General features: G+C 70.2%; 24 protein-coding genes. 1 reads left to right on the top strand and 23 read right to left on the bottom strand.

Going from position 1 to position 26,248, the window contains the following annotated elements; genetic code table 11:
• Nucleotides 1–105: 105 nt before the first annotated feature.
• The 11 genes from rpoZ to pyrR form a co-directional block, all read right to left on the bottom strand.
• Nucleotides 106–378, bottom strand: a complete 273-nt coding sequence (rpoZ, locus tag AB0I23_RS24430) for a DNA-directed RNA polymerase subunit omega (RefSeq protein WP_037695306.1) — start codon at nucleotides 376–378, stop codon at nucleotides 106–108.
• Nucleotides 379–461: 83 nt separating this feature from the next.
• Nucleotides 462–1,079 (bottom strand): guanylate kinase, encoded by a 618-nt coding sequence (gene gmk / locus AB0I23_RS24435; RefSeq protein ID WP_359112226.1) that lies wholly within the window; start codon nucleotides 1,077–1,079, stop codon nucleotides 462–464.
• Between the two features lie 38 nt (nucleotides 1,080–1,117).
• Nucleotides 1,118–1,441, bottom strand: a complete 324-nt coding sequence (locus AB0I23_RS24440) for an integration host factor (RefSeq protein ID WP_014157387.1) — start codon at nucleotides 1,439–1,441, stop codon at nucleotides 1,118–1,120.
• A 244-nt stretch (nucleotides 1,442–1,685) separates the two neighbouring features.
• On the bottom strand, nucleotides 1,686–2,525 hold the full coding sequence (gene pyrF / locus AB0I23_RS24445) for an orotidine-5'-phosphate decarboxylase (RefSeq protein WP_359112227.1): 840 nt from the start codon (nucleotides 2,523–2,525) through the stop codon (nucleotides 1,686–1,688).
• Nucleotides 2,522–3,631 (bottom strand): quinone-dependent dihydroorotate dehydrogenase, encoded by a 1,110-nt coding sequence (locus AB0I23_RS24450; protein WP_359112229.1) that lies wholly within the window; start codon nucleotides 3,629–3,631, stop codon nucleotides 2,522–2,524. Before AB0I23_RS24450 ends, pyrF begins: the two co-directional genes overlap by 4 nt.
• Before the next feature lie 94 nt (nucleotides 3,632–3,725).
• Nucleotides 3,726–7,034 (bottom strand): carbamoyl-phosphate synthase large subunit, encoded by a 3,309-nt coding sequence (gene carB / locus AB0I23_RS24455; RefSeq protein WP_359112230.1) that lies wholly within the window; start codon nucleotides 7,032–7,034, stop codon nucleotides 3,726–3,728.
• A complete protein-coding gene (gene carA / locus AB0I23_RS24460) occupies nucleotides 7,027–8,169 on the bottom strand; it encodes a glutamine-hydrolyzing carbamoyl-phosphate synthase small subunit (protein ID WP_359112232.1) in 1,143 nt (380 codons plus the stop codon). Before carA ends, carB begins: the two co-directional genes overlap by 8 nt.
• Nucleotides 8,166–8,744 carry a PH-like domain-containing protein gene (locus tag AB0I23_RS24465; protein ID WP_359112234.1) on the bottom strand — a complete coding sequence of 193 codons (579 nt, stop codon included), beginning with the start codon at nucleotides 8,742–8,744 and terminating at the stop codon, nucleotides 8,166–8,168. Before AB0I23_RS24465 ends, carA begins: the two co-directional genes overlap by 4 nt.
• Nucleotides 8,741–10,054, bottom strand: a complete 1,314-nt coding sequence (locus AB0I23_RS24470) for a dihydroorotase (RefSeq protein ID WP_359112236.1) — start codon at nucleotides 10,052–10,054, stop codon at nucleotides 8,741–8,743. The genes AB0I23_RS24465 and AB0I23_RS24470 overlap by 4 nt, the downstream gene beginning before the upstream one ends.
• A gap of 2 nt (nucleotides 10,055–10,056) precedes the next feature.
• Nucleotides 10,057–11,058 carry an aspartate carbamoyltransferase catalytic subunit gene (locus AB0I23_RS24475; protein ID WP_359112238.1) on the bottom strand — a complete coding sequence of 334 codons (1,002 nt, stop codon included), beginning with the start codon at nucleotides 11,056–11,058 and terminating at the stop codon, nucleotides 10,057–10,059.
• A gap of 81 nt (nucleotides 11,059–11,139) precedes the next feature.
• The gene (pyrR, locus tag AB0I23_RS24480) at nucleotides 11,140–11,724 is read right to left on the bottom strand and encodes a bifunctional pyr operon transcriptional regulator/uracil phosphoribosyltransferase PyrR (protein WP_359112240.1); all 585 of its coding nucleotides are present in this window, start codon (nucleotides 11,722–11,724) and stop codon (nucleotides 11,140–11,142) included.
• Nucleotides 11,725–11,920: 196 nt separating this feature from the next.
• Here pyrR and bldD point away from each other — a divergent pair, with 196 nt between their 5' ends.
• Nucleotides 11,921–12,421, top strand: coding sequence for a transcriptional regulator BldD (bldD, locus tag AB0I23_RS24485; protein ID WP_014044812.1), 501 nt, complete (start codon nucleotides 11,921–11,923; stop codon nucleotides 12,419–12,421).
• An 842-nt stretch (nucleotides 12,422–13,263) separates the two neighbouring features.
• Here the strand turns inward: bldD and nusB are convergent.
• The 12 genes from nusB to AB0I23_RS24545 all read right to left on the bottom strand — a co-directional run bounded on the left by nusB (nucleotide 13,264) and on the right by AB0I23_RS24545 (nucleotide 26,245).
• Nucleotides 13,264–13,695, bottom strand: a complete 432-nt coding sequence (nusB, locus tag AB0I23_RS24490) for a transcription antitermination factor NusB (protein ID WP_359112241.1) — start codon at nucleotides 13,693–13,695, stop codon at nucleotides 13,264–13,266.
• Between the two features lie 2 nt (nucleotides 13,696–13,697).
• Nucleotides 13,698–14,264: an elongation factor P gene (gene efp / locus AB0I23_RS24495; protein WP_030918902.1), complete on the bottom strand. Its 567-nt coding sequence runs from the start codon at nucleotides 14,262–14,264 to the stop codon at nucleotides 13,698–13,700.
• 49 nt (nucleotides 14,265–14,313) lie between these two features.
• The gene (locus AB0I23_RS24500) at nucleotides 14,314–15,423 is read right to left on the bottom strand and encodes an aminopeptidase P family protein (RefSeq protein ID WP_359112243.1); all 1,110 of its coding nucleotides are present in this window, start codon (nucleotides 15,421–15,423) and stop codon (nucleotides 14,314–14,316) included.
• Between the two features lie 107 nt (nucleotides 15,424–15,530).
• On the bottom strand, nucleotides 15,531–16,358 hold the full coding sequence (locus AB0I23_RS24505; RefSeq protein ID WP_359112245.1) for a Pro-rich N-terminal domain-containing protein: 828 nt from the start codon (nucleotides 16,356–16,358) through the stop codon (nucleotides 15,531–15,533).
• Between the two features lie 276 nt (nucleotides 16,359–16,634).
• Complete coding sequence (aroQ, locus tag AB0I23_RS24510) at nucleotides 16,635–17,075, bottom strand: type II 3-dehydroquinate dehydratase (RefSeq protein WP_037695342.1); 441 nt, start codon at nucleotides 17,073–17,075, stop codon at nucleotides 16,635–16,637.
• Complete coding sequence (gene aroB / locus AB0I23_RS24515; protein ID WP_359112247.1) at nucleotides 17,072–18,718, bottom strand: 3-dehydroquinate synthase; 1,647 nt, start codon at nucleotides 18,716–18,718, stop codon at nucleotides 17,072–17,074. Before aroB ends, aroQ begins: the two co-directional genes overlap by 4 nt.
• A complete protein-coding gene (aroC, locus tag AB0I23_RS24520) occupies nucleotides 18,715–19,899 on the bottom strand; it encodes a chorismate synthase (protein ID WP_359112248.1) in 1,185 nt (394 codons plus the stop codon). The genes aroB and aroC overlap by 4 nt, the downstream gene beginning before the upstream one ends.
• Nucleotides 19,900–20,046: 147 nt before the next feature.
• Complete coding sequence (locus tag AB0I23_RS24525) at nucleotides 20,047–20,883, bottom strand: shikimate dehydrogenase (protein WP_359112249.1); 837 nt, start codon at nucleotides 20,881–20,883, stop codon at nucleotides 20,047–20,049.
• Nucleotides 20,870–22,645 carry an endolytic transglycosylase MltG gene (mltG, locus tag AB0I23_RS24530; protein WP_359112251.1) on the bottom strand — a complete coding sequence of 592 codons (1,776 nt, stop codon included), beginning with the start codon at nucleotides 22,643–22,645 and terminating at the stop codon, nucleotides 20,870–20,872. Before mltG ends, AB0I23_RS24525 begins: the two co-directional genes overlap by 14 nt.
• 95 nt (nucleotides 22,646–22,740) lie before the next feature.
• A complete protein-coding gene (gene ruvX, locus AB0I23_RS24535; RefSeq protein ID WP_064744960.1) occupies nucleotides 22,741–23,226 on the bottom strand; it encodes a Holliday junction resolvase RuvX in 486 nt (161 codons plus the stop codon).
• Complete coding sequence (gene alaS, locus AB0I23_RS24540) at nucleotides 23,223–25,892, bottom strand: alanine--tRNA ligase (RefSeq protein ID WP_359112253.1); 2,670 nt, start codon at nucleotides 25,890–25,892, stop codon at nucleotides 23,223–23,225. Before alaS ends, ruvX begins: the two co-directional genes overlap by 4 nt.
• Nucleotides 25,892–26,245, bottom strand: a complete 354-nt coding sequence (locus AB0I23_RS24545) for a DUF6167 family protein (RefSeq protein WP_359112254.1) — start codon at nucleotides 26,243–26,245, stop codon at nucleotides 25,892–25,894. The genes alaS and AB0I23_RS24545 overlap by 1 nt, the downstream gene beginning before the upstream one ends.
• Nucleotides 26,246–26,248: the final 3 nt, after the last annotated feature.

A 26,248-nucleotide genomic window follows, 5' to 3' on the forward strand; every position in this document is an offset into this window, starting at 1 on the left:
CCCCATGCTGCCTCACGGCGCCTGAGGCGCCCCCACGCCCCCGGACACACCACAGGCCCGGCGGTGGTGGCCGCCGGGCCTGTGGTGACGGTGTTTTGTCCCTGCTTACTGAGCGGGGCCCTCGATGGCCTCGGAGGTCAGCAGGCCCGCGTTGATCTCGCGGAGCGAGATCGAAAGCGGCTTCTCGTGCACGTGGGTGTCGACGAGCGGACCGACGTACTCAAGGAGGCCCTCGCCGAGCTGCGAGTAGTACGCGTTGATCTGACGCGCGCGCTTGGCGGCGTAGATCACAAGGCTGTACTTCGAGTCGGTGGCCTCAAGGAGCTCATCAATCGGCGGGTTGATGATGCCCTCGGGCGTGGTGATGGAAGAGGACACTCTCTGCCTTCCGAAGGGGGTAAAGATCAAAGAAATCTTTGATAGTGCGGGTTCGGCCCGGGTGGTGCTCCGGGTCGGCTGCGTCAGGCGCGGCCGTCACGGCGGGCGGAAGCCTGCAGCATCAAGGCTAGCAGCTCACGTGATACATCCTCGACGGAGGTGTTGACCAGCGTCGTATCGAACTCCGATTCGGCGGCGAGTTCGACCTTGGCGGCGGTGAGCCGACGTCCGATCACCTCGGGCGCCTCGGTCCCGCGGCCGGTGAGCCGGCGCACCAGCTCGTCCCAGCTCGGCGGGGCGAGGAAGACCAACTGCGCGTCGGACATCGACTGGCGGACCAGCCGGGCACCCTGGAGATCGATCTCCAGGAGGACCGGCTCGCCCGCGTCGAGCCGTTCGAGTACAGCGCGGCGCGGCGTGCCGTACCGGTTGCCGGCGAATTCGGCCCACTCCAGCAGCTCGCCGTTGGCGATCAGCTTGTCGAACTCGTCGTTGTCCACAAAGAAGTAGTGGACGCCGTTGCGCTCTCCGGGGCGCGGCTTGCGGGTCGTCGCCGACACCGAAAGCCAGACCTCGGGGTGCGCCTTGCGCATATGAGCGACGACCGTGCTCTTGCCGACACCGGACGGGCCGGAGAGCACGGTCAGCCGCGGACGTACGTCCGGGGGTACGGGGGTCGTCCCCCGGGATGTTGCAGCCATGGAGCGATTATCCCCGTTCTCAGGGGTGCCTGAGCACGTCAGGCGGCGGAGCCGCCGAACTCTCGCTCCAAGGAAGCGATCTGGTTGGAGCCGAGACCCCGCACACGGCGGCTCTCGGAGATCCCGAGCCGCTCCATGATCTGCTTGGCGCGGACCTTGCCCACGCCGGGCAGGGACTCCAGAAGGGCGGAGACCTTCATCTTGCCGATGACGTCGTTCTCCTGGCCCTGCTTGATGACCTCGTGGAGCGAGGCGCCGGAGTGCTTGAGTCGATTCTTGACCTCGGCCCGCTCCCGGCGAGCCGCGGCGGCCTTTTCGAGCGCGGCTGCGCGCTGTTCAGGGGTAAGGGGCGGAAGAGCCACGCCTACGTCACCTCGGATGTCGATCTGTCGGATACGGACCGGTGAGGAACCTAGTCGCCCCACACCTGGTGAGCAACGAACAACCTGTGCACGTTGGCTCTCGACGGAGACTAGCGGCCAAGGCCGCCGGAGTCAGCGAGAACAGACGAAAAGTCCTGGTCAGCCTGAGCCGACCAGGACATTTCAGACATAACAGCCGCGTTTTCAGGTCATGATTCCGTCAACACGCTGTTACATGGCATGGTCAGCTTTCCTGAACGGCTGCACGGACCTCATCCATGAGCCGTTCGGCGGCTTCGCGCAGCCCCGACGCGTCCGGTCCGTGGCGCAGCACGCCCCGGCTCACGCTCGGCAGCACGTTGCCCACCGCGGCGCCGAAGACACCCGGCAGATCGGCGGGGGTGGCACCCTGGGCGCCGATCCCGGGGGCCAGCAGCGGTCCGTTGACCGCCAGATCCACGCCCGCGTCGCCGAGGGTGGCGCCGATCACGACGCCGACCGAGCCGAGCGGCTCGGCGCCCTCGTTCTCGGCGGCCACGTGGTCGAGCATCACCTGGGCCAGCGACCGGCCGTCCGCGGCGGTGGCGCGCTGCACCTCGGCGCCCTCGGGGTTGGAGGTGAGTCCGAGGACGAAAACGCCCGCACCGGAGAGGACGGCCGCGTCGAGCGCCGGACGCAGCGAGCCGAAGCCGAGGTACGGCGAGACGGTGAGCGCGTCGGAGAACAGCGGCGAGTCCGTGTCCAGGTAGGTCGCCGCGTAGGCGCCCATGGTGGAGCCGATGTCGCCGCGCTTGGCGTCCATCAGGACCAGCGCGCCGGCCGCCCGCGCCTCCTCTACGGCCTTCTCCAGGACGGCGATGCCGCGCGACCCGAACCGTTCGAAGAACGCGGACTGCGGCTTGAGGACGGCCACCCGGTCCGCGAGCGCCTCGACGACGGTGCGGGTGAAGCGCTCCAGGCCCGCGATGTCGTCGTTCAGACCCCAGGAGGTGAGCAGCGAGGCGTGCGGGTCGATGCCGACGCAGAGCGGCCCGCGGGTGTCCATGGCGCGGCGCAGTCGTGCGCCGAAGGGTTCAAGAGTCACTTCGTGGCCTTCCGGGTCTCGGCGCCGACGGCCTCGGCGAGGGTGGAGTACGGGGAGGCGGCGAGGCGTGCGGCCAGGCCCTTGTGGATCGCGCGGGCGTAGAACGGGCCCTCGTAGATGAAGGCGCTGTAGCCCTGGACGAGGGTGGCGCCGACGAGGATGCGCTGCCAGGCGTCCTCGGCGGTCTCGATGCCGCCGACGCCCACCAGGGTGATCTCGTCGCCGACCCGCGTGTAGAGGCGCCGCAGGACCTCCAGGGATCGCGCCTTGAGGGGCGCGCCGGACAGCCCGCCGGTCTCCTTGACGAGCGACGGCGAGGACTTCAGCCCGAGACCGTCGCGGGCGATGGTGGTGTTGGTGGCGATGATGCCGTCCAGGCCGAGCTCGACCGCGAGGTCGGCGACCGCGTCGACGTCCTCGTCGGCGAGGTCGGGGGCGATCTTGACGAGGAGCGGGACCCGGCGGTCGGTGACGGTCCGGTCGGCCGCCTCGCGCACGGCGGTGAGCAGCGGGCGCAGCGCCTCGGTGGCCTGGAGGTTGCGCAGGCCGGGCGTGTTGGGCGAGGAGACGTTGACGACGAGGTAGTCGGCGTGGCGGGCGAGCCGCTCGGTGGACTTCACGTAGTCGCCGACGGCCTCGGATTCCGGCACGACCTTGGTCTTGCCGATGTTGACGCCGACGGTCGTCCGGAAGACGGGGTTACGGGCGGCCAGGCGCTCGGCCACGGCCGCGGAGCCCTCGTTGTTGAACCCCATGCGGTTGATCAGCGCGCGGTCCGCCACAAGGCGGAAGAGGCGCTTCCTGGGGTTGCCGGGCTGCGGCTCGCCGGTGACCGTACCGACCTCGATGTGGTCGAAGCCGAGCATCGACATGCCGTCGATGGCGACGGCGTTCTTGTCGAACCCCGCGGCGAGGCCGAACGGGCCGTGCATGCGCAGACCGAGGGCCTCGGTGCGCAGCTCCTTGTAGCGGGGGGCGAGCGCCGCGGCGACGAAGGTACGCAGGACGGGGATGCGGGCCGCGAGGCGGATCCACCGGAAGGCCAGGTAGTGGGCCTGCTCCGGGTCCATCCGCGTGAAGACCAGTCGGAAGAAGAACGTGTACATGGAAGTGTCCTCACAGAGAGGGGGACACCGTTTCCGGTGTCCCCCTGCTGGGCCAGTGCCGTGACCGGCAATGTTTAGCTTGCCGGGAGGGGCGCTAGTCGCGGGCCGCGGTCAGATGTTCCGCGTGTTCCTGGAGGGAACGTACGCCGACGTCTCCGTGGGTGAGCGCGTCGATGCCCTGGACGGCGGCGGCGAGCGCCTGGACCGTGGTCAGGCACGGCACCGCACGGGCCACAGCCGCGGTACGGATCTCGTAGCCGTCGAGGCGGCCGCCCGTCCCGTACGGCGTGTTGACGATCAGGTCGACCTCGCCGTCGTGGATGAGCTGGACGATGGTCCTCTCGCCGTTCGGGCCCTCGCCCTCGGACTGCTTGCGCACGACGGTGGCGTTGATGCCGTTGCGCTTGAGGACCTCGGCGGTGCCGGAGGTGGCCATCAGCTCGAAGCCGTGGGCGACCAGCTCGCGCGCCGGGAAGATCATCGAGCGCTTGTCGCGGTTGGCGACGGAGATGAAGGCACGGCCCTTGGTGGGCAGCGGGCCGTACGCGCCGGCCTGCGACTTGGCGTACGCCGTACCGAAGACCGAGTCGATGCCCATGACCTCACCGGTGGAGCGCATCTCCGGGCCGAGGACCGTGTCGACGCCGCGGCCGTGGATGTCGCGGAACCGCGACCACGGCATGACGGCCTCCTTGACGGAGATCGGCGCGTCGAGCGGCAGGGTGCCGCCGTCGCCGTTCCTCGGCAGCAGGCCCTCCTCGCGGAGCTCGGCGACGGTCGCGCCCAGCGAGATGCGGGCGGCGGCCTTGGCGAGCGGCACCGCGGTCGCCTTCGAGGTGAAGGGGACGGTGCGGGAGGCTCGCGGGTTGGCCTCCAGGACGTACAGGATGTCGCCGGAGAGCGCGAACTGGATGTTGATCAGCCCGCGGACGCCGACGCCCTTGGCGATGCCCTCGGTGGAGGCGCGCAGCCGCTTGATGTCGTAGCCGCCGAGGGTGATCGGGGGCAGCGCACAGGCCGAGTCGCCGGAGTGGATGCCGGCCTCCTCGATGTGCTCCATGACACCGCCGAGGTAGAGCTCCGTACCGTCGTAGAGCGCGTCGACGTCGATCTCGATGGCGTCGTCGAGGAAGCGGTCGACCAGGACCGGCCGGGTGGGGCTGATCTCGGTGGACTCGGCAATGTACGAGGAGAGCCGCGTCTCGTCGTACACGATCTCCATGCCGCGGCCGCCGAGCACGTACGACGGGCGTACGAGGACGGGGTAGCCGATCTCGTCCGCGATGGACTTGGCCTCGGCGAACGTGGTGGCGGTGCCGTGCTTCGGGGCCGGGAGCCCGGCCTCGGCCAGGACTCGGCCGAACGCGCCGCGGTCCTCGGCGGCGTGGATCGCCTCCGGGGAGGTTCCGACGACCGGCACCCCGTTGTCCTTGAGCGCCTGCGACAGACCCAGCGGGGTCTGTCCGCCGAGCTGGACGATGACACCGGCGATCGGGCCCGCGAGGGACTCGGCGTGCACGATCTCCAGCACGTCCTCGAGCGTCAGCGGCTCGAAGTACAGGCGGTCGGAGGTGTCGTAGTCGGTGGAGACGGTCTCCGGGTTGCAGTTGACCATCACGGTCTCGTAGCCCGCGTCGCTCAGCGCGAAGGAGGCGTGGACACAGGAGTAGTCGAACTCGATGCCCTGACCGATGCGGTTGGGGCCGGAGCCGAGGATGATCACCGCGGGCTTGGTGCGGGTCGCGACCTCGCTCTCCTCGTCGTAACTGGAGTAGAAGTACGGCGTGTTCGCGGCGAATTCGGCGGCGCAGGTGTCGACCGTCTTGTAGACCGGGCGGATGCCGAGCGCGTGCCGTACCTCACGGACGACGTCCTCGCGCAGACCGCGGATCTCGGCGATCTGGACATCGGAAAATCCGTGTCGCTTGGCGTCGGCGAGCAGTTCGGGGTCGAGCTTGGCGGCGGCGGCCAGTTCGTCGGCGATCTCCTTGATCAGGAAGAGCTGGTCGACGAACCAGGGGTCGATCCTCGTGGCGTCGAAGACTTCTTCCTGGGTGGCGCCGGCCCGGATCGCCTGCATGACCGTGTTGATCCGGCCGTCGGTCGGGCGGACCGCCTCGGCCAGCAGCTCGGCCTTGTCGCCGGGCTCACCGGTGAAGGCGAACTGTGAGCCCTTCTTCTCCAGGGAGCGAAGCGCCTTCTGGAGCGCCTCGGTGAAGTTGCGGCCGATCGCCATGGCCTCGCCCACCGACTTCATGGTGGTGGTGAGGGTCGAGTCGGCGGACGGGAACTTCTCGAAGGCGAACCGCGGGGCCTTGACGACGACATAGTCGAGCGTCGGCTCGAAGGAGGCCGGGGTCTTCTCGGTGATGTCGTTCGGGATCTCGTCGAGCGTGTAGCCGACGGCCAGCTTGGCGGCGATCTTGGCGATCGGGAAGCCGGTGGCCTTCGACGCCAGCGCCGAGGAGCGGGAGACGCGCGGGTTCATCTCGATCACGATGACCCGGCCGTCGGTCGGGTCGACGGCGAACTGGATGTTGCAGCCGCCGGTGTCGACGCCGACCTCTCGGATGATCGCGATGCCGATGTCGCGCAGCCGCTGGTACTCGCGGTCGGTGAGCGTCATCGCCGGGGCGACGGTGATCGAGTCACCCGTGTGGACGCCCATCGGGTCGAAGTTCTCGATGGAGCACACGACCACGACGTTGTCGTGCTTGTCGCGCATCAGCTCCAGCTCGTACTCCTTCCAGCCGAGGATGGACTCCTCCAGGAGCACCTCGGTGGTCGGGGAGAGCGTGAGGCCCTGACCGGCGATCCGGCGCAGTTCCTCCTCGTCGTGCGCGAAGCCGGAACCCGCGCCGCCCATCGTGAAGGAGGGGCGGACGACGACGGGGTAGCCGCCGAGCGTGCCGACGCCCTGGATCACGTCGTCCATCGTGTGGCAGATGACCGAGCGGGCGGACTCGCCGTGGCCGATCTTCGCGTTGACGGCCTCGACGACGCCCTTGAAGAGGTCGCGGTCCTCGCCCTTGTTGATGGCTTCGACATTGGCGCCGATGAGCTCGACGCCGTACTTCTCCAGGACACCGTTCTCGTGCATGGAGATCGCGGTGTTGAGCGCGGTCTGGCCGCCCAGTGTCGGGAGCAGCGCGTCGGGGCGCTCCTTGGCGATGATCTTCTCGACGAACTCGGGGGTGATCGGCTCGACGTACGTGGCGTCGGCGATCTCCGGGTCGGTCATGATCGTCGCCGGGTTGGAGTTCACCAGGATGACGCGCAGGCCCTCGGCCTTGAGAACGCGGCAGGCCTGGGTGCCGGAGTAGTCGAACTCGGCGGCCTGACCGATGACGATCGGGCCGGAGCCGATGACCAGGACGGACTGGATATCGGAGCGCTTAGGCACGCTGGCCCTCCATCAGGGATACGAAGCGGTCGAAGAGGTACGCGGCGTCGTGCGGGCCCGCGGCTGCTTCGGGGTGGTACTGGACGCTGAAGGCCGGCTGGTCGAGGAGCTGCAGCCCCTCGACGACCTGGTCGTTCAGGCAGACATGGGAGACCTCGGCGCGGCCGAACTTCGTGTCCGACACCCTGTCCAGCGGGGCGTCGACAGCGAAGCCGTGGTTGTGCGCGGTGACCTCGACCTTGCCGGTCGTGCGGTCCTGCACCGGCTGGTTGATGCCGCGGTGGCCGTACTTCAGCTTGTACGTACCGAAGCCGAGGGCGCGGCCCAGGATCTGGTTGCCGAAGCAGATGCCGAAGAGCGGCGTCCTCCGCTCCAGGACGCCCTGCATGACGGAGACCGGGTGGTCGGCGGTGGCCGGGTCGCCGGGGCCGTTGGAGAAGAAGACCCCGTCGGGCCGGACCGCGTACACCTCGTCGAGGGTGGCGGTGGCGGGCAGGACGTGCACCTCGATGCCGCGCTCGGCCATCCGGTGCGGGGTCATGCCCTTGATGCCGAGGTCGATCGCGGCGACGGTGAACTTCTTGGTGCCGATCGCGGGGACGACGTACGTCTCCTTGGTCGCGACCTCGGCGGAGAGGTCGGCGCCCACCATCTCGGGGGCTTCCAGCACCCGGGCCAGCAGCGTGGCCTCGTCGGCGACCGCGTCGCCGGAGAAGATGCCGACGCGCATGGCGCCGCGCTCGCGCAGGTGGCGGGTGAGGGCGCGGGTGTCGATGCCGCTGATGCCGACGACGCCCTGGCGCTCGAGCTCCTCGTCGAGCGAACGCTGCGAGCGCCAGTTGGACGGCACCCGCGCGGGGTCGCGCACCACGTAACCGGAGACCCAGATCCGCTGGGACTCGGGGTCCTCGTCGTTCACCCCGGTGTTGCCGACGTGCGGGGCGGTCATCACGACGACCTGGCGGTGGTACGAGGGGTCGGTCAGGGTCTCCTGGTAGCCGGTCATGCCGGTGGAGAACACCGCCTCGCCGAAGGTCTCCCCCACGGCCCCGTAGGCGCGGCCGCGGAAGGCGCGGCCGTCCTCCAGGACGAGTACGGCGGGAGCTTTGGCGGCTCCCCGGGTGGAGATGGTCATCGTGCGGTGCCTTCCGTAGTGCTGGTGAGGTGGTGAACGGCGTCGACCCAGGCCGGGTGTTCGGCCGAGCGGTCGGAGCGGAAGCCGGAGTCGATCAGCTTGTCGCCGAGCGCCCAGGTGATGATCAGCAGGCCGCCCTCGGGAAGGACCTTGCCCGCGATGCCCTTGTCGAGTCGGGCGTCACGCAGCTGCGCGGCCGGGACGAAGAAGTCGGCTGCTCCGGGGCGTACGACGTCGAGTCCCTGTTCGGTCAGCGTGAGCTCCACCCGGCTGCGGGTGCCGAGGCCGTGGGCGACGATCCGGTCGAGCCACTGCCCGGCGGTCGTCGAGGCGTGATAGCGGCCGGTCATCGTCAGCAGCGGCTCGCCCTCGGCGTACCCCTCCGGCGTGGCGGGCAGGTCCGGCAGATCGGACTGCAGGCTCCCCCGCCACTTCCACCCCTGGCGCATCAGCCAGTAGATGAAGGCGATGAAGACGATCAGTCCGATCACCCAGCTGATACGGGCGGACCAATCGGTCACGTCCGCCGACTTCTGCTCGGCGGCCAGCTGGTACAGGGGGGTCAGTGATGTCACGCGAGCTTCCCGTCGACGACCGTGGCACGGCCCCGCAGGAACGTATGGGTGACACGACCCGGCAGCTCGCGCCCCTCGTACGGGGTGTTGCGGCTGCGGGAGGCGAAGCCCGCGGGGTCCACGACTCCACGGTATGCCGGATCGACGAGCGTGAGGTTGGCAGGCTCACCGGCCGAGACGGGGCGACCGTGTCCGTCGAGCCGGCCGATGGCGGCCGGGCGGAACGACATCCGGTCGGCGACGCCCGCCCAGTCGAGGAGCCCCGTCCCGACCATCGTCTGCTGGACGACGGAGAGCGCGGTCTCCAGACCCACCATGCCCATGGCGGCCGCCGCCCACTCGCAGTCCTTGTCCTCGTGCGGGTGCGGGGCGTGGTCGGTGGCGACGCAGTCGATCGTGCCGTCGGCGAGCGCCTCGCGCAGCGCCAGCACGTCGGCCTCGGTGCGCAGCGGCGGGTTCACCTTGTAGACGGGGTTGTACGACCGTACGAGCTCGTCGGTGAGGAGCAGGTGGTGCGGGGTGACCTCGGCGGTCACGTTCCAGCCCTTGGACTTGGCCCAGCGGACGATCTCCACCGAGCCGGCGGTCGACAGGTGGCAGATGTGCACCCGGGAGCCGACGTGGGCGGCGAGAAGAACATCACGGGCGATGATCGACTCCTCGGCGACGGCCGGCCAGCCACCCAGACCGAGCTCGGCCGAGACGATGCCCTCGTTCATCTGGGCGCCCTCGGTCAGGCGGGGCTCCTGGGCGTGCTGGGCGACGACACCGTCGAACGCCTTCACGTACTCCAGCGCGCGCCGCATGATCACCGCGTCGTCGACACACTTGCCGTCGTCGGAGAAGACTTTCACTCCAGCGGCCGAATCGTGCATGGCGCCGAGCTCGGCGAGCTGCTTGCCCTCCAGACCGACGGTGACGGCGCCGATCGGCTGCACGTCGCAGTAGCCGGACTCCTTGCCGAGCCGCCAGACCTGCTCGACGACACCGGCGGTGTCGGCGACCGGGAAGGTGTTGGCCATGGCGTGCACGGCGGTGAAGCCACCGACCGCCGCCGCCTTGGTGCCGGTGAGAACGGTCTCGGAGTCCTCGCGCCCGGGCTCACGCAGATGGGTGTGCAGGTCGACCAGCCCCGGCAGCAGAATCTGCCCCTCGGCTTCGACGACGGTCGCGTCGCCGGCGTCGATACCTGCGCCACTCCAGTCGATTTCGCCCTGCCGGGCGGTGGCTGCAATGGTCTCGCCGTCGATCAGGACGTCCTGGGGCTCGCCACCGAGGACCTTCGCGCCGCGGATAAGGATCTTGCTCATGATTACTTGTTCTCCTCGGAATCAGCGGGGCGCGCAGCACTTCGATCAAGGGTGGTGGCGGGCTCGGACCCACCCAGCAGCAGATAGAGCACGGCCATCCGGATGGAGACACCGTTGGCGACCTGCTCGACGGCCGTGCAGCGGTCGGAGTCGGCGACCTCGGCGGTGATCTCCATACCGCGGACCATCGGGCCGGGGTGCATGACGATGGCGTGCTCCGGCATCCTGGCCATGCGCTCGCCGCCCAGGCCGTAGCGGCGCGAGTACTCGCGCTCGGTCGGGAAGTACGCGGCGTTCATCCGTTCACGCTGCACACGCAGCATCATCACCGCGTCGGACTTCGGCAGCACCTCGTCGAGGCTGTAGCTGACCTCGCAGGGCCACTGCTCCACACCCACCGGTACGAGGGTCGGCGGGGCCACCAGAGTGACATGGGCGCCGAGCGTGTGCAGCAGGTGGACATTGGAGCGGGCGACCCGGCTGTGCAGGATGTCGCCGACAATGGTGATTCGCCGTCCGTCCAGGTCCCGGCCCAGGCCTGCGTCGGCGCCGACCATCCGGCGACGCATCGTGAACGCGTCGAGCAGGGCCTGGGTGGGGTGCTCATGGGTGCCGTCACCGGCGTTGACGACGGCACCCTCGATCCAGCCGGACGTCGCGAGGCGGTAGGGGGCGCCGGAGGCACCGTGCCGGATGACGACGGCGTCGGCGCCCATCGCCTCCAGGGTCAGCGCGGTGTCCTTGAGCGATTCGCCCTTGGAGACCGACGAGCCCTTCGCGGAGAAGTTGATGACATCGGCGGAGAGGCGCTTGGCAGCGGCCTCGAAGGAGATGCGGGTGCGCGTCGAGTCCTCGAAGAAGAGGTTGACGACGGTACGGCCGCGCAGGGTCGGGAGTTTCTTGATCGGCCGGTCCGCTACCCGGGCCATCTCCTCGGCGGTGTCGAGGATCAGGACGGCGTCGTCGCGGGTGAGGTCGGCGGCCGAGATGAGGTGACGCTTCATCTGGGTGTTCTCCTGGAGAGTTCAGGCATGCGGGCGTGCGGAAGCTGTCGTACGACGGGTGTGCCGTACGGACGTGTGCAGCTACTGCTCGCCTGCCGGGGCGGTCTGCTGGACGCCGAGCAGGACGGCGTCACGGCCGTCCTCCTCGGCGAGCTGGACCTTGACCGTCTCCCGCAGCGACGTGGGGAGGTTCTTGCCGACGTAGTCGGCACGGATCGGGAGCTCGCGGTGGCCGCGGTCGACAAGGACCGCGAGCTGCACCGCGCGGGGCCGGCCGATGTCGCCGAGCGCGTCGAGCGCGGCGCGAATCGTACGGCCGGAGAAGAGAACATCGTCCACCAGGACGACCAGGCAGCCCTCGATGCCCTCGCCGGGGATCTCGGTGCGGGCCAGGGCGCGCGCCGGGCGCAGCCGCAGGTCGTCGCGGTACATGGTGATGTCGAGGGAGCCGACCGGCATCTTCCGGCCGGTGATCTCCTGGAGCTTGTCGGCGAGCCGACGGGCGAGGAAGACACCTCGGGTCGGGATGCCGAGCAGCACCACGTCGTCGGCGCCCTTGGCGCGTTCGACGATTTCGTGGGCGATGCGGGTCAGTACTCGGGCGATGTCGGGAGCCTCCAGAACGGGGCGTGCCGCATTGCCGGTGGCTTCGTGCTGTGCGTCCATAAGAAACGGACCTCCTTCTCCGCCTCACGGGACGGACCTTAAAGGACGTCGAAATTGCGTCATCAACGTTACCAGGGCTTCCACCAGGCCCTGGTCGCACCCCCGGGAGGTGCCGGTCCGGACCATTCGGCTTGACGCATCCAAGTAACGCTGCGTAACCTCACAGTGAGTTACCAGACCTCGTCCGGGGAGCCTTATGTCCAGCGAATACGCAAAACAGCTCGGGGCCAAGCTCCGTGCCATCCGCACCCAGCAGGGCCTCTCCCTCCATGGCGTGGAGGAGAAGTCCCAGGGCCGCTGGAAGGCCGTCGTGGTCGGCTCGTACGAGCGTGGCGACCGTGCCGTGACCGTACAGCGCCTCGCCGAGCTGGCGGACTTCTACGGGGTCCCGGTGCAGGAGCTTCTGCCCGGTACGACGCCGGGCGGGGCCGCGGAGCCGCCGCCGAAGCTCGTCCTGGACCTGGAGCGTCTCGCCCACGTCCCGCCGGAGAAGGCCGGACCGCTGCAGCGCTACGCCGCGACGATCCAGAGCCAGCGCGGTGACTACAACGGCAAGGTGCTCTCGATCCGCCAGGACGACCTGCGCACGCTGGCCGTGATCTACGACCAGTCGCCGTCCGTGCTCACGGAACAGCTGATCAGCTGGGGCGTGCTGGACGCGGACGCGCGCCGCGCGGTTGCCCACGAGGAGGGCTGACGTGCGGGGCTGAAGCCCCGCCCAGCAGAAACGTACCGCCGGGTTGCCGGGCGCCTTTTCGGGCCCGGCAACCCGGCGTTTTTTCTGCCCCGGTCCGGGGCGGGGGCCCGTCCGGCGCGATGCGCCCCGGTCCGGGGCGCGGGACCGCCCCGGCGGGCGGTGCGGGGCCCCTGGGCGGGGCGGGGGCATTGCGTGGTGCGGTGCCCGGGTCCGGGGTACGGGGTCGCCCCGGCGCGCGGGGCGGTTCTCGCACCCGGGTCCGGGGCGGGGGTTCCGTCCTCAATCGCCGGACGGGCTCCAATTTTCGGCGCCGTGCCCCGGGGGCGCCGCCGCACCGTGCGGTGGGTGGTGGGCGGAGCCCCTCCGGGGCGTCTCCTCAGAACTGGCGCGGAAGCCGGCAACGCGGGCGAACCCGGCACGTACGCCAGCCCCTGCGGGGACTCCCCTGCACGGCCCCACCCAGGCATCGCTCGCGCCACCGACCCGGCGGTCGTGACAGGAGCGCACACCGGCCGCGGACGCGCGACGACCGGTCCGGGGCCGCGCAGGGGAGTCCCCGCAGGCCGACGGACAAAGACCCGGGCTCCCCCGCGTACCCGCCGAACGTTCGTCGTTCGAGGAGACAGCCCGGAGGGGCCCCGGACCACCACCCCCGGGACAGGTGACGGTGCCACCAGGGGCCAGGCGGACACCTCAAGCCCGTCCGGCGCTTGAGGACGGAACCCCCGCCCCGGACCGGGGCACCCCACCACGCCCCCCGCCCCGCCCAGGGGCCCCGCACACGCCGAAGGGCCCACGGTCAGCCGACCGTGGGCCCTTCGCGGGCTGAACGTCGCCGCAGCCTACGCCTCGCGGCGAAGGTTCGGCTTGAGGTCCTTGAACCGGGCGAGCAGCCCGTTCACAAAGGACGGGGAGTCATCCGTGGAGAACTCCTTGGCAAGCTGGACGGCCTCGTCGATCACCACCGCGTCCGGCGTCCCGTCCACCCAGATCAGCTCGTACGCACCGAGCCGCAGGATGTTCCGGTCGACGACCGGCATACGGTCGATCTCCCAGTCCACGGCGTAGGTGATGATGAGGTCGTCGATCCGGTCCGCGTACTGCGCGTACCCCTCGACGAGCTCCATCGTGTACTCGGTGACCGGCGGCTGACGGGTGTCGGACCGCGAGTGCCGGACCCAGTCCGCGAGGACCGTCTGCACGGACTCACCGCGCTGGTCGGCCTCGAAGAGGATCTGGAAGGCGCGCTTGCGGGCCGTGTTCCGGGCAGCCACGGTTAGCTGTTCACCCGGCCGAGGTAGTCGCCCGTGCGGGTGTCGACCTTGATCTTCTCACCGGTGGTGATGAAGAGCGGGACGCCGATCTCGTAACCGGTCTCCAGCGTGGCGGGCTTGGTGCCACCGGTGGAGCGGTCGCCCTGGACGCCCGGGTCGGTGTGCTGGATGGTCAGCTCGACGGCGGCCGGCAGCTCGACGTAGAGCACCTCGCCCTCGTGCTGGGCCACGGAGGCGGTGAAGCCCTCGATGAGGAAGTTGGCGGCGTCGCCGACAGCCTTGCGGTCGACCATGAGCTGGTCGTACGTGTCCATGTCCATGAAGACGAAGTACTCGCCGTCCATGTACGAGAACTGCATGTCGCGGCGGTCAATGGTGGCCGTCTCGACCTTCACGCCGGCGTTGAACGTCTTGTCGACGACCTTGCCGGAGAGCACGTTCTTGAGCTTGGTGCGCACGAAAGCCGGGCCCTTGCCGGGCTTGACGTGCTGGAACTCGACGACGGACCAGAGCTGGCCCCCGTCGAGCTTGAGCACCAGGCCGTTCTTGAGGTCGTTCGTGGAAGCCACGGTTGCGGAATCTCCTGGACTGAAGCTGGTGGACGGCCAAGGATGCGCGCTAGAGCGCGAGCAGCTCCTTGGTCGTAATGGTGAGTAGCTCGGGTCCGCCGTCCGCCTCGGGGCGCACGACGAGCGTGTCATCGATCCGGACCCCGCCCCGGCCCGGGAGGTGGACCCCCGGTTCGACGGTGACCGGCACACAAGCGTCCAGTTTACCCATGGCTGCCGGTGCCAGCTGCGGGTCCTCGTCGATTTCGAGTCCCACACCGTGCCCGGTCCAGGGTGCGAGGCACTCTCCGTGGCCGGCCGAGTCCAGGAGGTGCCGGGCCGCGCGGTCCACATCGCGGTACGCGGCGCCCGGCACGAGAGCCTCACGTCCGGCCCGCTGAGCGGCGAAAACCAGGTCGTACAGGTCGATCTGCCAGGCGGCCGGCGCGGTCCCGATGACAAACGTACGGCCGATCTCGCACCGGTAGCCGCGATAGTTCGCGCCGAGGCAGACGGAGAGGAAATCTCCCTCCTCCACGCGCCGGTCCGAGGGCCGGTGGCGGCCCTGACCCGAGTTGGGCCCGGTGGCGACCGAGGTGGCGAAGGCGGGGCCGTCGGCGCCGTGGTCCACCAGCCGCCGTTCCAGTTCGAGGGCGAGATGCCGTTCGGTGCGGCCGACCAGAATCGATTCGAGAAGTTCGCCGAGCGCCTGGTCGGTGATCTCGGCGGCGATCCGCAGGCAGGCGATCTCCTCCTCGTCCTTGACGAGGCGCAGCTGCTCGACCGTGGCACCGAGATCGGTCAGCCGGAGCCGCGGGGCCACCGAGCCCATGGCCCGGTGGCGGGAGACTGTCAGATCGTGTTCCTCGACGGCAAGCGATTCCGCACCGGAGGCGGTGACCAGGCCGGCTGCGGTGACCGCCGGGTCGTCGCCGCCTGAGGAGGGCAACAGGGCCAGCCGCAGCTGGTCGTCGGTGCGACCGTTGTCGGGTTCGCCGGTCGGCGCGCGGGGGCAGAGCAGAACGTCCTCGTCGGGGCCGAGCAGCAGCACGGCGCCCGGGGGCGCTCCGCCCGCGAGATAGCGGACGTTGGCGGGGCGGGAGACCAGGGCGGCCGCGGATCCGACGGCGGCGCACCGGTCGCGGAGCAGCCCGCGGCGGACGGCGTACACCTCTGACATGCCACGAGCCTACGAGCGGGGGCGCCGGACCGCCCGGTCAGCGCATCCGACCGGGGGCCGACGCCGGCCGACCCCCGGTCCCGTGGCGGCCGGGGGTCGGCCGGCCGTCACCAGGCCGGCGGACTGGCTATCGAGCGGGCGAGTACGTCGTCGAGGACGCGGGCCGTGGTCTCCACGTCGTACGTCGAGTTGTCGATGATCGGCAGCCCCGAGCCGTACCACCCCGCCATCCGGCCGTGGATCCGGGCGACCTCCTCGTCCGACAGGCGCCGGTTGCCGCTGCGGGCGGCGTTGCGCTCCAGCACGATCTCCAGACCGGGCAGGAGCACCACGGGCAGAAGCCCCGGGCCCACATGACGCTTCCAGCCGCCCAGGCCCACGACGGGGCGGTCCGGGAAGACCGCGTCGTCGAGGATGCAGGAGATCCCGTTGGCCAGGAAATTACGGGCGGCGAAACCGCAGGTGCGGCGGGCCAGGCGGTACTGGGCCTCAGAGTGGTCGTTCCACCCGCTCTGCGGGTCGGCGAAGCCGGAGCGGACCCATTCGCGGACGTCGTCGAGGCTGACATGGGCAGTGGGGACGCGGCGGCGGCCGGCCCACAATTTGGCCACGGTCGTCTTGCCCGCGCCCGCGGGGCCGATCAGGAGGACGGCGAGGGTCGCCGTGCCCGTGCCGGGCTCGGCGGGTGGTGCGGGCAGCGGGACGGGGCCGCCGGGCGGCAGTTGAATGTGCCCGGTGGTCTCCCGGGAGACGGGCGTCGGGGCGTGGTGCGGGGCGGGCCCCGTCCAACCGGGGCCCTGGGGCGCGGGAGGGATCGGGGGCGGCGGCCCCGGCGGACCGGGGTGGCCGGGGTGCTGAGCCTGGTGCGTCCAGCCGGCAGGTCCGTTTCCGGGTCCTTGGGGCGGCGGCAGCGGGGCCCCCACTGCGTGCTGCATCCGGTGCCACTCCGTCTCGTACAGGCAACTGGCGCTGGTGGAACGGCAACCGTACCGTCCCCGGCCGCCGCAGAGGGAACGGTCGGGGACGGTCCGGAGTGCCCCGCCGGCCAGTGATCCGGCCGGCGGGGCCCCGTGTCGGACCGACCGGCACTTGGGGGGTGCGTGCATCGCACGGCGGAGGATTGAGCCGTGGCGGAGCCCTGGTGATTGACGACAACGCCGCGAGGTGCGTGCCCCGGCCCCGTGACGCCGCCCCCCAAGTGCCGGTCGGACTCAGTCCGTCAGTTCGTCGGCGAGGGCGCGCAGGGCGAGCCGGTAGGAGCCGATACCGAAACCGGCGACGGTCCCCGTGGCGACCGGCGCGACGACCGAGGTGTGGCGGAATTCCTCCCGTGCGTACGGGTTCGAAATGTGCACCTCGATGAGCGGGGCGGTGCGCTGAGCGGCCGCGTCCCGCATTCCGTACGAGTAATGGGTGAAGGCTCCCGGGTTGAGAACGACCGGAATTGCCCCGTCCGCGGCCTCGTGCAGCCAGCGGATCAGTTCGCCCTCGTCGTTGGTCTCCCGGACGTCGACGTCGAAGCCGAGCTCCTTGCCGAGCGTCCTGCAGGTCTCGACGAGTCCGGTGTACGACGTCGCGCCGTACACATCGGGCTCACGGGAGCCGAGCCGGCCGAGGTTCGGCCCGTTGAGCACGAAGACCCGGCGGGTCACGCCGACACCTCCCCGTACGCGGCGAGCAGCACCGCCGGGTCGGGTCCTTCCAGGACGGTGGGCTTGCCCAGGCCGTCGAGGACGATGAAGCGCAGCAGGTCGCCGCGGGACTTCTTGTCGATCTTCATGTTCTCCAGCAGCTTGGGCCACTGGTCGCCACGGTAGGTGAGCGGCAGTCCGACGGACTCCAGGACGGCGCGGTGCCGGTCGGCGGTGGCGTCGTCCAGGCGCCCGGCCAGCCGGCCCAGCTCGGCGGCGAAGACCATGCCGACGGAGACGGCCGCGCCGTGGCGCCACTTGTAGCGCTCGTTCTTCTCGATGGCGTGGGCGAGGGTGTGCCCGTAGTTGAGGATCTCGCGCAGCCCGGACTCCTTGAGGTCGCTGGAGACGACCTCGGCCTTGACCCGGATGGAGCGCTCGATCAGTTCGGCGGTGTGCGGTCCGGCGGGCGTACGGGCGCCCTCCGGGTCCGACTCGATCAAGTCGAGGATCGCGGGGTCGGCGATGAAACCGGCCTTGATGATCTCGGCCATGCCGCTGACGTAGTCGTGCACCGGCAGCGAGTCGAGGGCGGCGAGGTCGCAGAGCACCCCGGCCGGCGGGTGGAAGGCGCCGACGAGATTCTTGCCCTCGGCGGTGTTGATGCCCGTCTTGCCGCCGACGGCCGCGTCGACCATGGCGAGCACGGTCGTCGGTACGGCGATCCAGCGCACCCCGCGCAGCCATGTCGCCGCGACGAACCCGGCCACGTCGGTGGTGGCGCCGCCGCCGACGCCGACGATGACGTCGGTGCGGGTGAATCCGGTCTGGCCGAGCGCCTTCCAGCAGTACGCCGCGACCTCGACGGTCTTGGCCTCCTCGGCGTTCGGCAGCTGGATGGCGATGGCCTCGTACCCCTGGTCGGCGAGGTCCTGACGGACCGCCTCTCCGGTCTCGGCGAGCGCCTCCGGGTGCAGGACCGCGACCCGCCGGGCACGGTCGCCGATCAGCGAGGGCAGCTCACCGAGCAACTGCCGGCCGACCAGCACCTCGTACGGGTCGGTGCCCGCACTGCCGGCGATCTGGATGCGTGTGGGTCCCTGGTCCGTCATGCGTGTGTTCTCCCGGCCGGGCGCCGCGGGGTCGCCCGCGTGCTCCGGCAGTTCCAGTGCGTCGAGGACCGCCTGGGCGACCTCTTCGGGTGTGCGCTCGTCGGTGGCGACGGTCGCCCGGGCCACCTCGTCGTAGAAGTGGCGGCGGGCGTCCATCAGCTCGCGCCACTGCCGACGCGGGTTGACGGCGAGCAGCGGGCGCGCGGTGTTCAGCCCGACCCGCTTGACGGCCTCCTCCACGTCCATCGAGAGATAGACGACGGCGTGGCCGGCGAGCAGGGCGCGGGTCGTCCCGTCGAGCACGGCGCCGCCGCCGAGCGCAAGGACTCCGGTGTGCTCGGCGACGGCGGTGCGTACCGCCTGCCGCTCCAGCTCGCGGAAGTGCTCCTCGCCCTCGTCGTAGAAGATCTCCGAGATCGGCTTGCCCGCCGTGGCCACGACATCCGCGTCGGTGTCCCGATAGGTGGTGCCGAGCCGGTCGGCAAGCAGCTCTCCGACCGTGGACTTGCCGACGCCCATCGGACCGACGATGACGATCAGCGGGCCGCTCATCGGATCTGGAGGTGGTCGAGGTACGACTGCACGTTGCGGTGGGTCTCGGGGACGCTGTCCCCGCCGAACTTCTCCGCCACGGCGTCGGCCAGGACCAGCGCGACCATCGCCTCGGCGACGATGCCGGCGGCCGGCACCGCGCAGACATCGGAGCGCTGGTGGTGTGCCTTGGCCGGCTCACCGGTGACGACGTCGACGGTGGCGAGCGCGCGGGGCACGGTGGCGATGGGCTTCATCGCGGCACGGACCCGGAGCAGCTCGCCGGTGGTCAGACCGCCCTCGGTACCGCCGGAGCGGCCGGACGCGCGCTTGATGCCGTCCTCGGTGACCAGGATCTCGTCGTGCGCCTTCGAGCCGGGAACCCGGGCCAGGTCGAAGCCGTCGCCGACCTCGACACCCTTGATCGCCTGAATGCCCATCAGGGCGGCGGCGAGGCGGGCGTCGAGGCGGCGGTCCCAGTGCACATGCGAGCCGAGGCCGACCGGCACTCCGTACGCGAGCACCTCGACGACACCGCCCAGGGTGTCTCCGTCCTTGTGGGCCTGGTCGATCTCGGCGACCATTTCCTTGCTCGCGGCGGCGTCGAGGCAACGCACCGGGTCGGCGTCGAGCTTCTCGACGTCGGCAGGCGTGGGGTAGACGCCGTACGGCGCCTTGGCCGCGGCCAGCTCGACGACGTGGCTGACGATCTCGATGCCCGCGGTCTCCTTGAGGTACGACCGCGCGACGGCGCCGAGCGCCACCCGGGCCGCGGTCTCCCGGGCGCTGGCGCGCTCCAGGATCGGCCGGGCCTCGTCGAAGCCGTACTTCTGCATGCCCGCGAGGTCGGCGTGGCCGGGCCGGGGGCGGGTCAGCGGGGCGTTACGGGCCAGGGTGGCGAGCTCGTCGGGGTCGACCGGGTCGGCCGACATGACCTGCTCCCACTTGGGCCATTCGGTGTTGCCCACCATCACGGCGACCGGGGACCCCATGGTCAGACCGTGGCGTACTCCGCCGAGGAAGGTGACCTCGTCCCTCTCGAACTTCATCCGTGCGCCGCGGCCGTAGCCGAGCCGCCGCCGGGCGAGTGCGTCCGCCACCATCTCCGTGGTGATCGGGACGCCGGCGGGAAGACCCTCCAGCGTCGCCACGAGTGCGGGGCCGTGCGACTCCCCCGCGGTCAGCCAGCGCAACCTGCTCAACGGTGCTCCTCATGCTCGCGCCTGGAACTGCAACGGCGCGACCGGGTGCGCGGCCCTGGCCCGCCGCCTTCGATCCTCCCACGCCCGCGCCCCCGAACCGGCCGCCGGTCCAGCAGACGGACGGATCGGGACGCGCGATCGGTGTGGTCAGCGGGCGGCGAGCGCCTCTTCGCCGGCCTTCCGCATGGCTGCGAGCGGGGCGGGCGAGCGGCCCGTCATCTGCTCGACCTGAAGAACCGCCTGGTGCACCAGAAGGTCGAGACCTCCGACGACTGCGCCGCTTCGAGACGACCAGCCCGCCGCGAGTCCGGTCGGCCAGGGCTCGTACAGCACATCGAACAGCGTGCCGGGGGCGTCCGGTACCGCACCGGCCAGCGCGTCCGTCGTTCCGGCGGGCGTGGTCGCGATCACCAGGGGTGCGCGCAGCGCCTGCCCCGCATCCGCCCAGTCGGCGATCCGGACGTCGACGCCGAGCCGTTCGCCCCAGCCGCGCATCTCGTCGCTGCGTTCCCGGCTGCGTACGTACGCCGTGACCGGCCCCGTGCAGATCACCGCGAGGGCGGCAACGGCCGAGGAGGCGGTGGCTCCGGCGCCGAGGACGGCGGCGGATTCCACCTTTTCCACGCCTCGCTCGCGTAGAGCCGCGATCATGCCGGGGATGTCGGTGTTGTCGCCGACGCGACGGCCGTCCTCGGTGAACACGACCGTGTTCACGGCCTCGACCGCGGAGGCCGTCTCGCTGATGGAGTCCAGCAGCGGGATGATCGCACGCTTCAGCGGCATGGTCAGCGAGAGTCCGGCCCAGGAAGAGTCCAGGCCCTCGATGAAGCCGGGCAGCGCCTGCTCGTCGACCTCGAACCGGTCGTAGGTCCAGTCGGTGAGACCGAGCTCGGCGTATGCGGCCCGGTGCAGGACCGGGGAGAGCGAATGGGCGATGGGCGAGCCGAGGACGGCTGCCCGGCGGCGCCCGTCAGTTGAGACCATGCTGTTCCTTGAACTTCTGGTTGAGCTTCTCGTGTTCGGCGGCCGTCTTGGTGAACTGGGTCTTCTTGCCGTCGAGCGAGATGAAGAACATCCACCCGTCGCCGGTGGGATTGAGCGTCGCACGCAGGGCTTCGTCGCCCGGATTGCCGATGGGGCCGGGCGGCAGACCCGGGTGGTAATAGGTGTTGTACGGGTCGTTATTGCTCCGGATCTCACTCGACCCGATCTTGATCTTGCTCTGGTTCTTGAGGTAATTGAAGGCCGAGTCGAACTCAAGCTTGCGATTGGTGACCGTGTTGTCCGGCTTCAGGCGGTTGTAAACGACTTCAGCCATCTTGCGGAAGTCATCATGTGTAAGGCCCTCCGCTTGGACCAGACTGGCGACCGTGACTACCTGCCACGGGCCGTCCAGCTTGTACTTCTTGGCTGCCCCTTCGAGGTCAGCCTTGCCGTACTCCTCGTCGGCGCGGGAGACCATCTGCTTGAGGACGGCCTCCGGCTTCATCCCCTTGGCAGCCGGATAGGTCGCGGGGTAGAGGAAGCCCTCCAGTGGGTCCTTGAGTTCCGGGTGGTTCTTGGCCCATTGCGGGAGCCCGAGGCTGCCCGCTTGTTTCTTGGCGACATCGCTGGTGGTGCCTGCCTTGAGACCGAGCTTCTTGTCGATCAGCGTGTAGACGGCGGCGTTGCGCCGGCCCTCCGGGACTGTCAGCAGGTTCTGGCTCTTCGGGTCGAGCATCATCTTCACGGCCTCGGCCGCGGACATCTCCTTGTTCAGGAGATAGACCCCCGCCTGGATCGAGTTCCCCTTGGGGTTCTCGGCCTGCGCGGCGATGAACGCGTCGACGCTCTTGACGACGCCCTTCGCCTTCAGGATGCTGCCGATCTCGTTGCCGAGGGCGCCCTCCGGGATCTCCACCTCGACGCTGCCTGAGCCCCGGCCCGAGTAGTCCGGTGCCGCGCCGAACTGTTCCTGCCAGTACGTGTAACCCACGTACCCCACCCCGCCGACACCGCCGGCGATGACCACGGCGACGACGAGGCAGGCGCAGCCGCTGCGGTTCTTCTTCTTGCCCTTGCCGCGGCGTTCGCCGCCGCCTCGGCCGCCCCTGCGACCGTCGCGCGGGCCGTCGTCGTACTCGTCGTCGTCGCGGGGGTCCCGGCCGTCGCGGTCGTCGTCGGCACCCGTGAAGAAGGGGTGCGTCTCCTCCTGGGGTACGTCCGGGTCCCAGTCGGGGTTCTGCGGTGGGGCCTGGGCGGGCCCGGCCTCACGTCGGCCCGGGGGCTGCGGCGGCGGGTACGCATCGGGCGTGCCGTAGTTGTCGTGCGATTCGCCGTAGCCGTTCGTCCCGTTCCCGTACGGATCGTTCGGAGTGGTGCCGTACGGCATCGCGGCCTGCTGGCCGGTGTCCCAGCCGCCGTTGTACTGCGGCTGGGGGGCCTGCTGGGCGTATGGGTCGTGCTGCTGCGGCTGTTGCGGCTGCTGCGCGTACGGGTCGTGCTGCGGCGGCTGCTGGGCGTACGGGTCGTGCTGCTGCGGCTGCTGGGCGTACGGGTCGTGCGCGTACGGATCCTGCGGAGCGCCGTACTGCTGATGCTGCGGGTACGCCTGCTGCTGCGGCGGCTGCTGGGCATAGGGCGCCTGCGGGGCACCGTACTGGCTCTGGCCGTGGGCAGCCTGCTGGCCTCCCCATCCCTGGTCCCCGTACAAAGGATCCTCGGGATGCCACGGTTCGGAGCCGGGGCCCCGGCCATACTCAGTCATCGATCCCCTAGAGCCGCGAGACGACGTTCCGCCTCTTTGCTGTGCGGTGTTTGTTCGAACACCGCCGCATCGCGCGGAACGTTACCGTATCGCGATCAGACAACCACTTCGACGCCCTCGCCCGGAGCTTTACCCGATGCTCGTTCGGACTCCAGAGCGTTCTGGAGGATCACCACAGCGGCAGCCTGGTCGATGACAGACCGGCCCTTCTTGGACTTCACGCCCGAGGCGCGCAGCCCCTGGCTCGCCGTCACTGTGGTCATCCTCTCGTCCACCAATCGCACCGGAATGGGTGCGACCGAGCGGGCGACCTCCTGGGCGAAGAGCCGGACCTTGGCTGCCGCAGGCCCTTCGCCGCCGCCCAGAGACCTCGGCAGGCCGATGATGATCTCGATGGGCTCGTACTCCTCGACGATCTGCCCCAGCCGCCGGTGGGCGGCCGGGACGTCACGTCCCGGCACGGTCTCCACCGGCGTGGCGAGGATCCCGTCGGGGTCGCACGAGGCGACCCCGATCCGGGCGTCCCCGACGTCGATCGCGAGACGACGTCCGCGGCGCATCTGCGTCACTCCCGCCGTCACGCCGTCTCGGTGACGAGGCGTTCGACAGCGGCGATGGCCTCGCCGATGGCGGCCGGGCTCTGGCCACCGCCCTGGGCGACGTCCGGCTTGCCGCCGCCTCCGCCGCCGAGGGTCTTGGCGGCCGTGCGGACCAGGTCGCCGGCCTTGAGGCCGCGCTCGCGGGCGGCTTCGTTGGTGGCGATGACCGTCAGCGGGCGGCCATGGGCCGTGGTGAAGAGGGCCACGACGGCAGCGCGGCCGCCCTGGATGCGCCCGCGGACGTCGAGGACCAGCTTGCGCAGGTCGTCGGCGGACGTCCCGTCCGGCACCTGGCCGGTGATCAGGGCGACACCGCGTACGTCCTTGGCGGACTCGACGAGCCCGGCGGCGGCCTGCAGGACCTTCTCCGCGCGGAACTTCTCGATCTCCTTCTCGGCGTCCTTCAACTTGCCGAGCATGGCGGAGACCTTCTCCGGAAGCTCCTCCGGGCGGCCCTTGACCAGCTCCTGGAGCTGCGCGACGACCGTGTGCTCCTTGGCGAGGAAGTTGTACGCGTCGACGCCCACGAGGGCCTCGATACGGCGCACACCGGAACCGATGGACGATTCGCCGAGCAGCTTCACCAGACCCAGCTGGGCGGTGTTGTGGACGTGCGTACCGCCGCACAGCTCCTTGGAGAAGTCGCCGATGGTGACGACGCGGACCCGCTCGCCGTACTTCTCGCCGAACTCGGCGATGGCGCCCTGCTTCTTGGCCTCGTCGATGGACATGACCTCGGCCTGGACGTCGAGCTCCCGGGAGAGGACCTCGTTGATCTTCTGCTCGACGTCGGTGAGGACCGTGCCGGGGACGGCGGCGGGCGAACCGAAGTCGAAGCGGAAGCGGCCCGGGGAGTTCTCCGAACCCGCCTGGGCGGCCGTCGGGCCCAGCGCGTCACGCAGCGCCTGGTGCGTGAGGTGCGTGGCGCTGTGGGCGCGGGCGATGGCGCGGCGGCGGGTGTTGTCGATGGCGGCGTACGCGGAGGCGCCGACCGTCACCTCACCGACCTGGACCGTGCCCTTGTGGACGGAGACGCCAGGGACGGGCTGCTGGACGTCGCGCACCTGGATGACGGCGCCGGTGTCGAGCCGGATCCGGCCCTGGTCGGCGAGCTGGCCACCGCCCTCGGCGTAGAACGGGGTGCGGTCGAGGACGACCTCGACGTCGTCGCCCTCCGTGGCGGCGGGCGAGGGCACGCCGTCGACGAGGAGGCCGACGATGGTCGACTCCCCCTCGGTGGAGGTGTAGCCGGTGAACTCGGTGGCGCCGGACTTGTCCGCGACCTCGCGGTAGGCGGAAAGGTCGGCGTGGCCGGTCTTCTTGGCACGGGCGTCGGCCTTGGCCTTGTCCCGCTGCTCCTGCATCAGCCGGCGGAAGCCTTCCTCGTCGACCGAGAGCCCCTGTTCGGCGGCCATCTCCAGGGTGAGGTCGATCGGGAAGCCCCAGGTGTCGTGGAGCAGGAACGCCTTGTCGCCGGGCAGGACGTGGCCGCCGGCGGCCTTCGTGTCGGTGACGGCGGTCTCGAGGATGTTCGTACCGCCCTTGAGGGCCTTGAGGAAGGCGGCTTCCTCGGCAAGGGCGACGGTCTCGATGCGCTTGCGGTCGGTGATGAGCTCCGGGTACTGCCGGCCCATCGTGTTGATCACGACGTCGACCAGTTCGTTGACCACGGAACCGGTGGCGCCCATGAGCCTCATGTTGCGGATGGCGCGGCGCATGATGCGGCGGAGCACGTAGCCGCGGCCCTCGTTGCCCGGGGTGACGCCGTCGCCGATGAGCATCACCGACGTACGCATGTGGTCGGCGACGACTCGGAGGGAGACGTCCGTACCGTGCTCGGCGCCGTAGCGCACGCCGGTGAGCTCCGTGGCCCTGTCCATGACGACGCGCAGGGTGTCGGTCTCGTACATGTTCTGTACGCCCTGCAGGATCATGGCGAGACGCTCGAGGCCGAGGCCCGTGTCGATGTTCTTCGACGGCAGGTCACCGAGGATCGGGAAGTCCTCCTTGCCGTCTCCGGCGCCCCGCTCGTACTGCATGAAGACCAGGTTCCAGATCTCCACGTAGCGCTCGTCGTTGACGGCCGGGCCGCCCTCGACGCCGAACTCGGGGCCGCGGTCGTAGTTGATCTCGGAGCAGGGCCCGCAGGGGCCGGGGACGCCCATGGACCAGAAGTTGTCCTTCTTGCCCAGGCGCTGGATGCGCTCGGCCGGGACGCCGATCTTGTCGCGCCAGATGGCCTCGGCGTCATCATCGTCCAGGTACACCGTGATCCACAGACGCTCGGGGTCGAGGCCGAAGCCGCCGTCCGCCACGGAGCTGGTGAGAGCCTCCCAGGCGTAGCTGATGGCGCCTTCCTTGAAGTAGTCGCCGAAGGAGAAGTTGCCGCACATCTGGAAGAAGGTGCCGTGCCGGGTGGTCTTGCCGACCTCTTCGATGTCCGGCGTACGCACACACTTCTGCACGCTGGTGACGCGCGGAGCGGGCGGCTTGACCTCGCCGAGGAAGTACGGCTTGAAGGGGACCATGCCCGCGGGGACCAGCAGCAGAGTCGGGTCGTCCGCGATGAGCGACGCCGAAGGCACGACGGTGTGTCCGCGCTCCTCGAAGAAGCTCAGCCAGCGGCGACGAATTTCAGCCGACTCCATCAGTGGTCCTCATTCCGGTTGTACGAGTTGTAGGGGGGTTTGCGGTGGGCGGTGGCCTCGACGGCCGGGGCGGGCTCGGCCGCCTCGACCGCGAAGTGACGCCGCACGGGGAGTTCGGGGTCGACCGGCGCCTCAAGGCCCAGCGCCTCGCCCAGTTCGGCCTCGCGCCGGACCATGCCGACGCGGACGTCGAGGGCGAAGTCCTTGAGCTTGTGACCGCTCTCGATCGCCTTGTCTGCGGCGCGCGCCGCGAGGCTCTCGGGGGTCAGCTGCCTGAGCTTCCGGTTGACCTTGGTGGTGGCCCAGACGCCGGCGGCTGCGCCGACGGTGAACCAGAACGTACGGCGGAACATCGC

The sequence above is a fragment of the Streptomyces atratus genome (assembly GCF_040655115.1).
Lineage (GTDB): Bacteria > Actinomycetota > Actinomycetes > Streptomycetales > Streptomycetaceae > Streptomyces > Streptomyces atratus_D.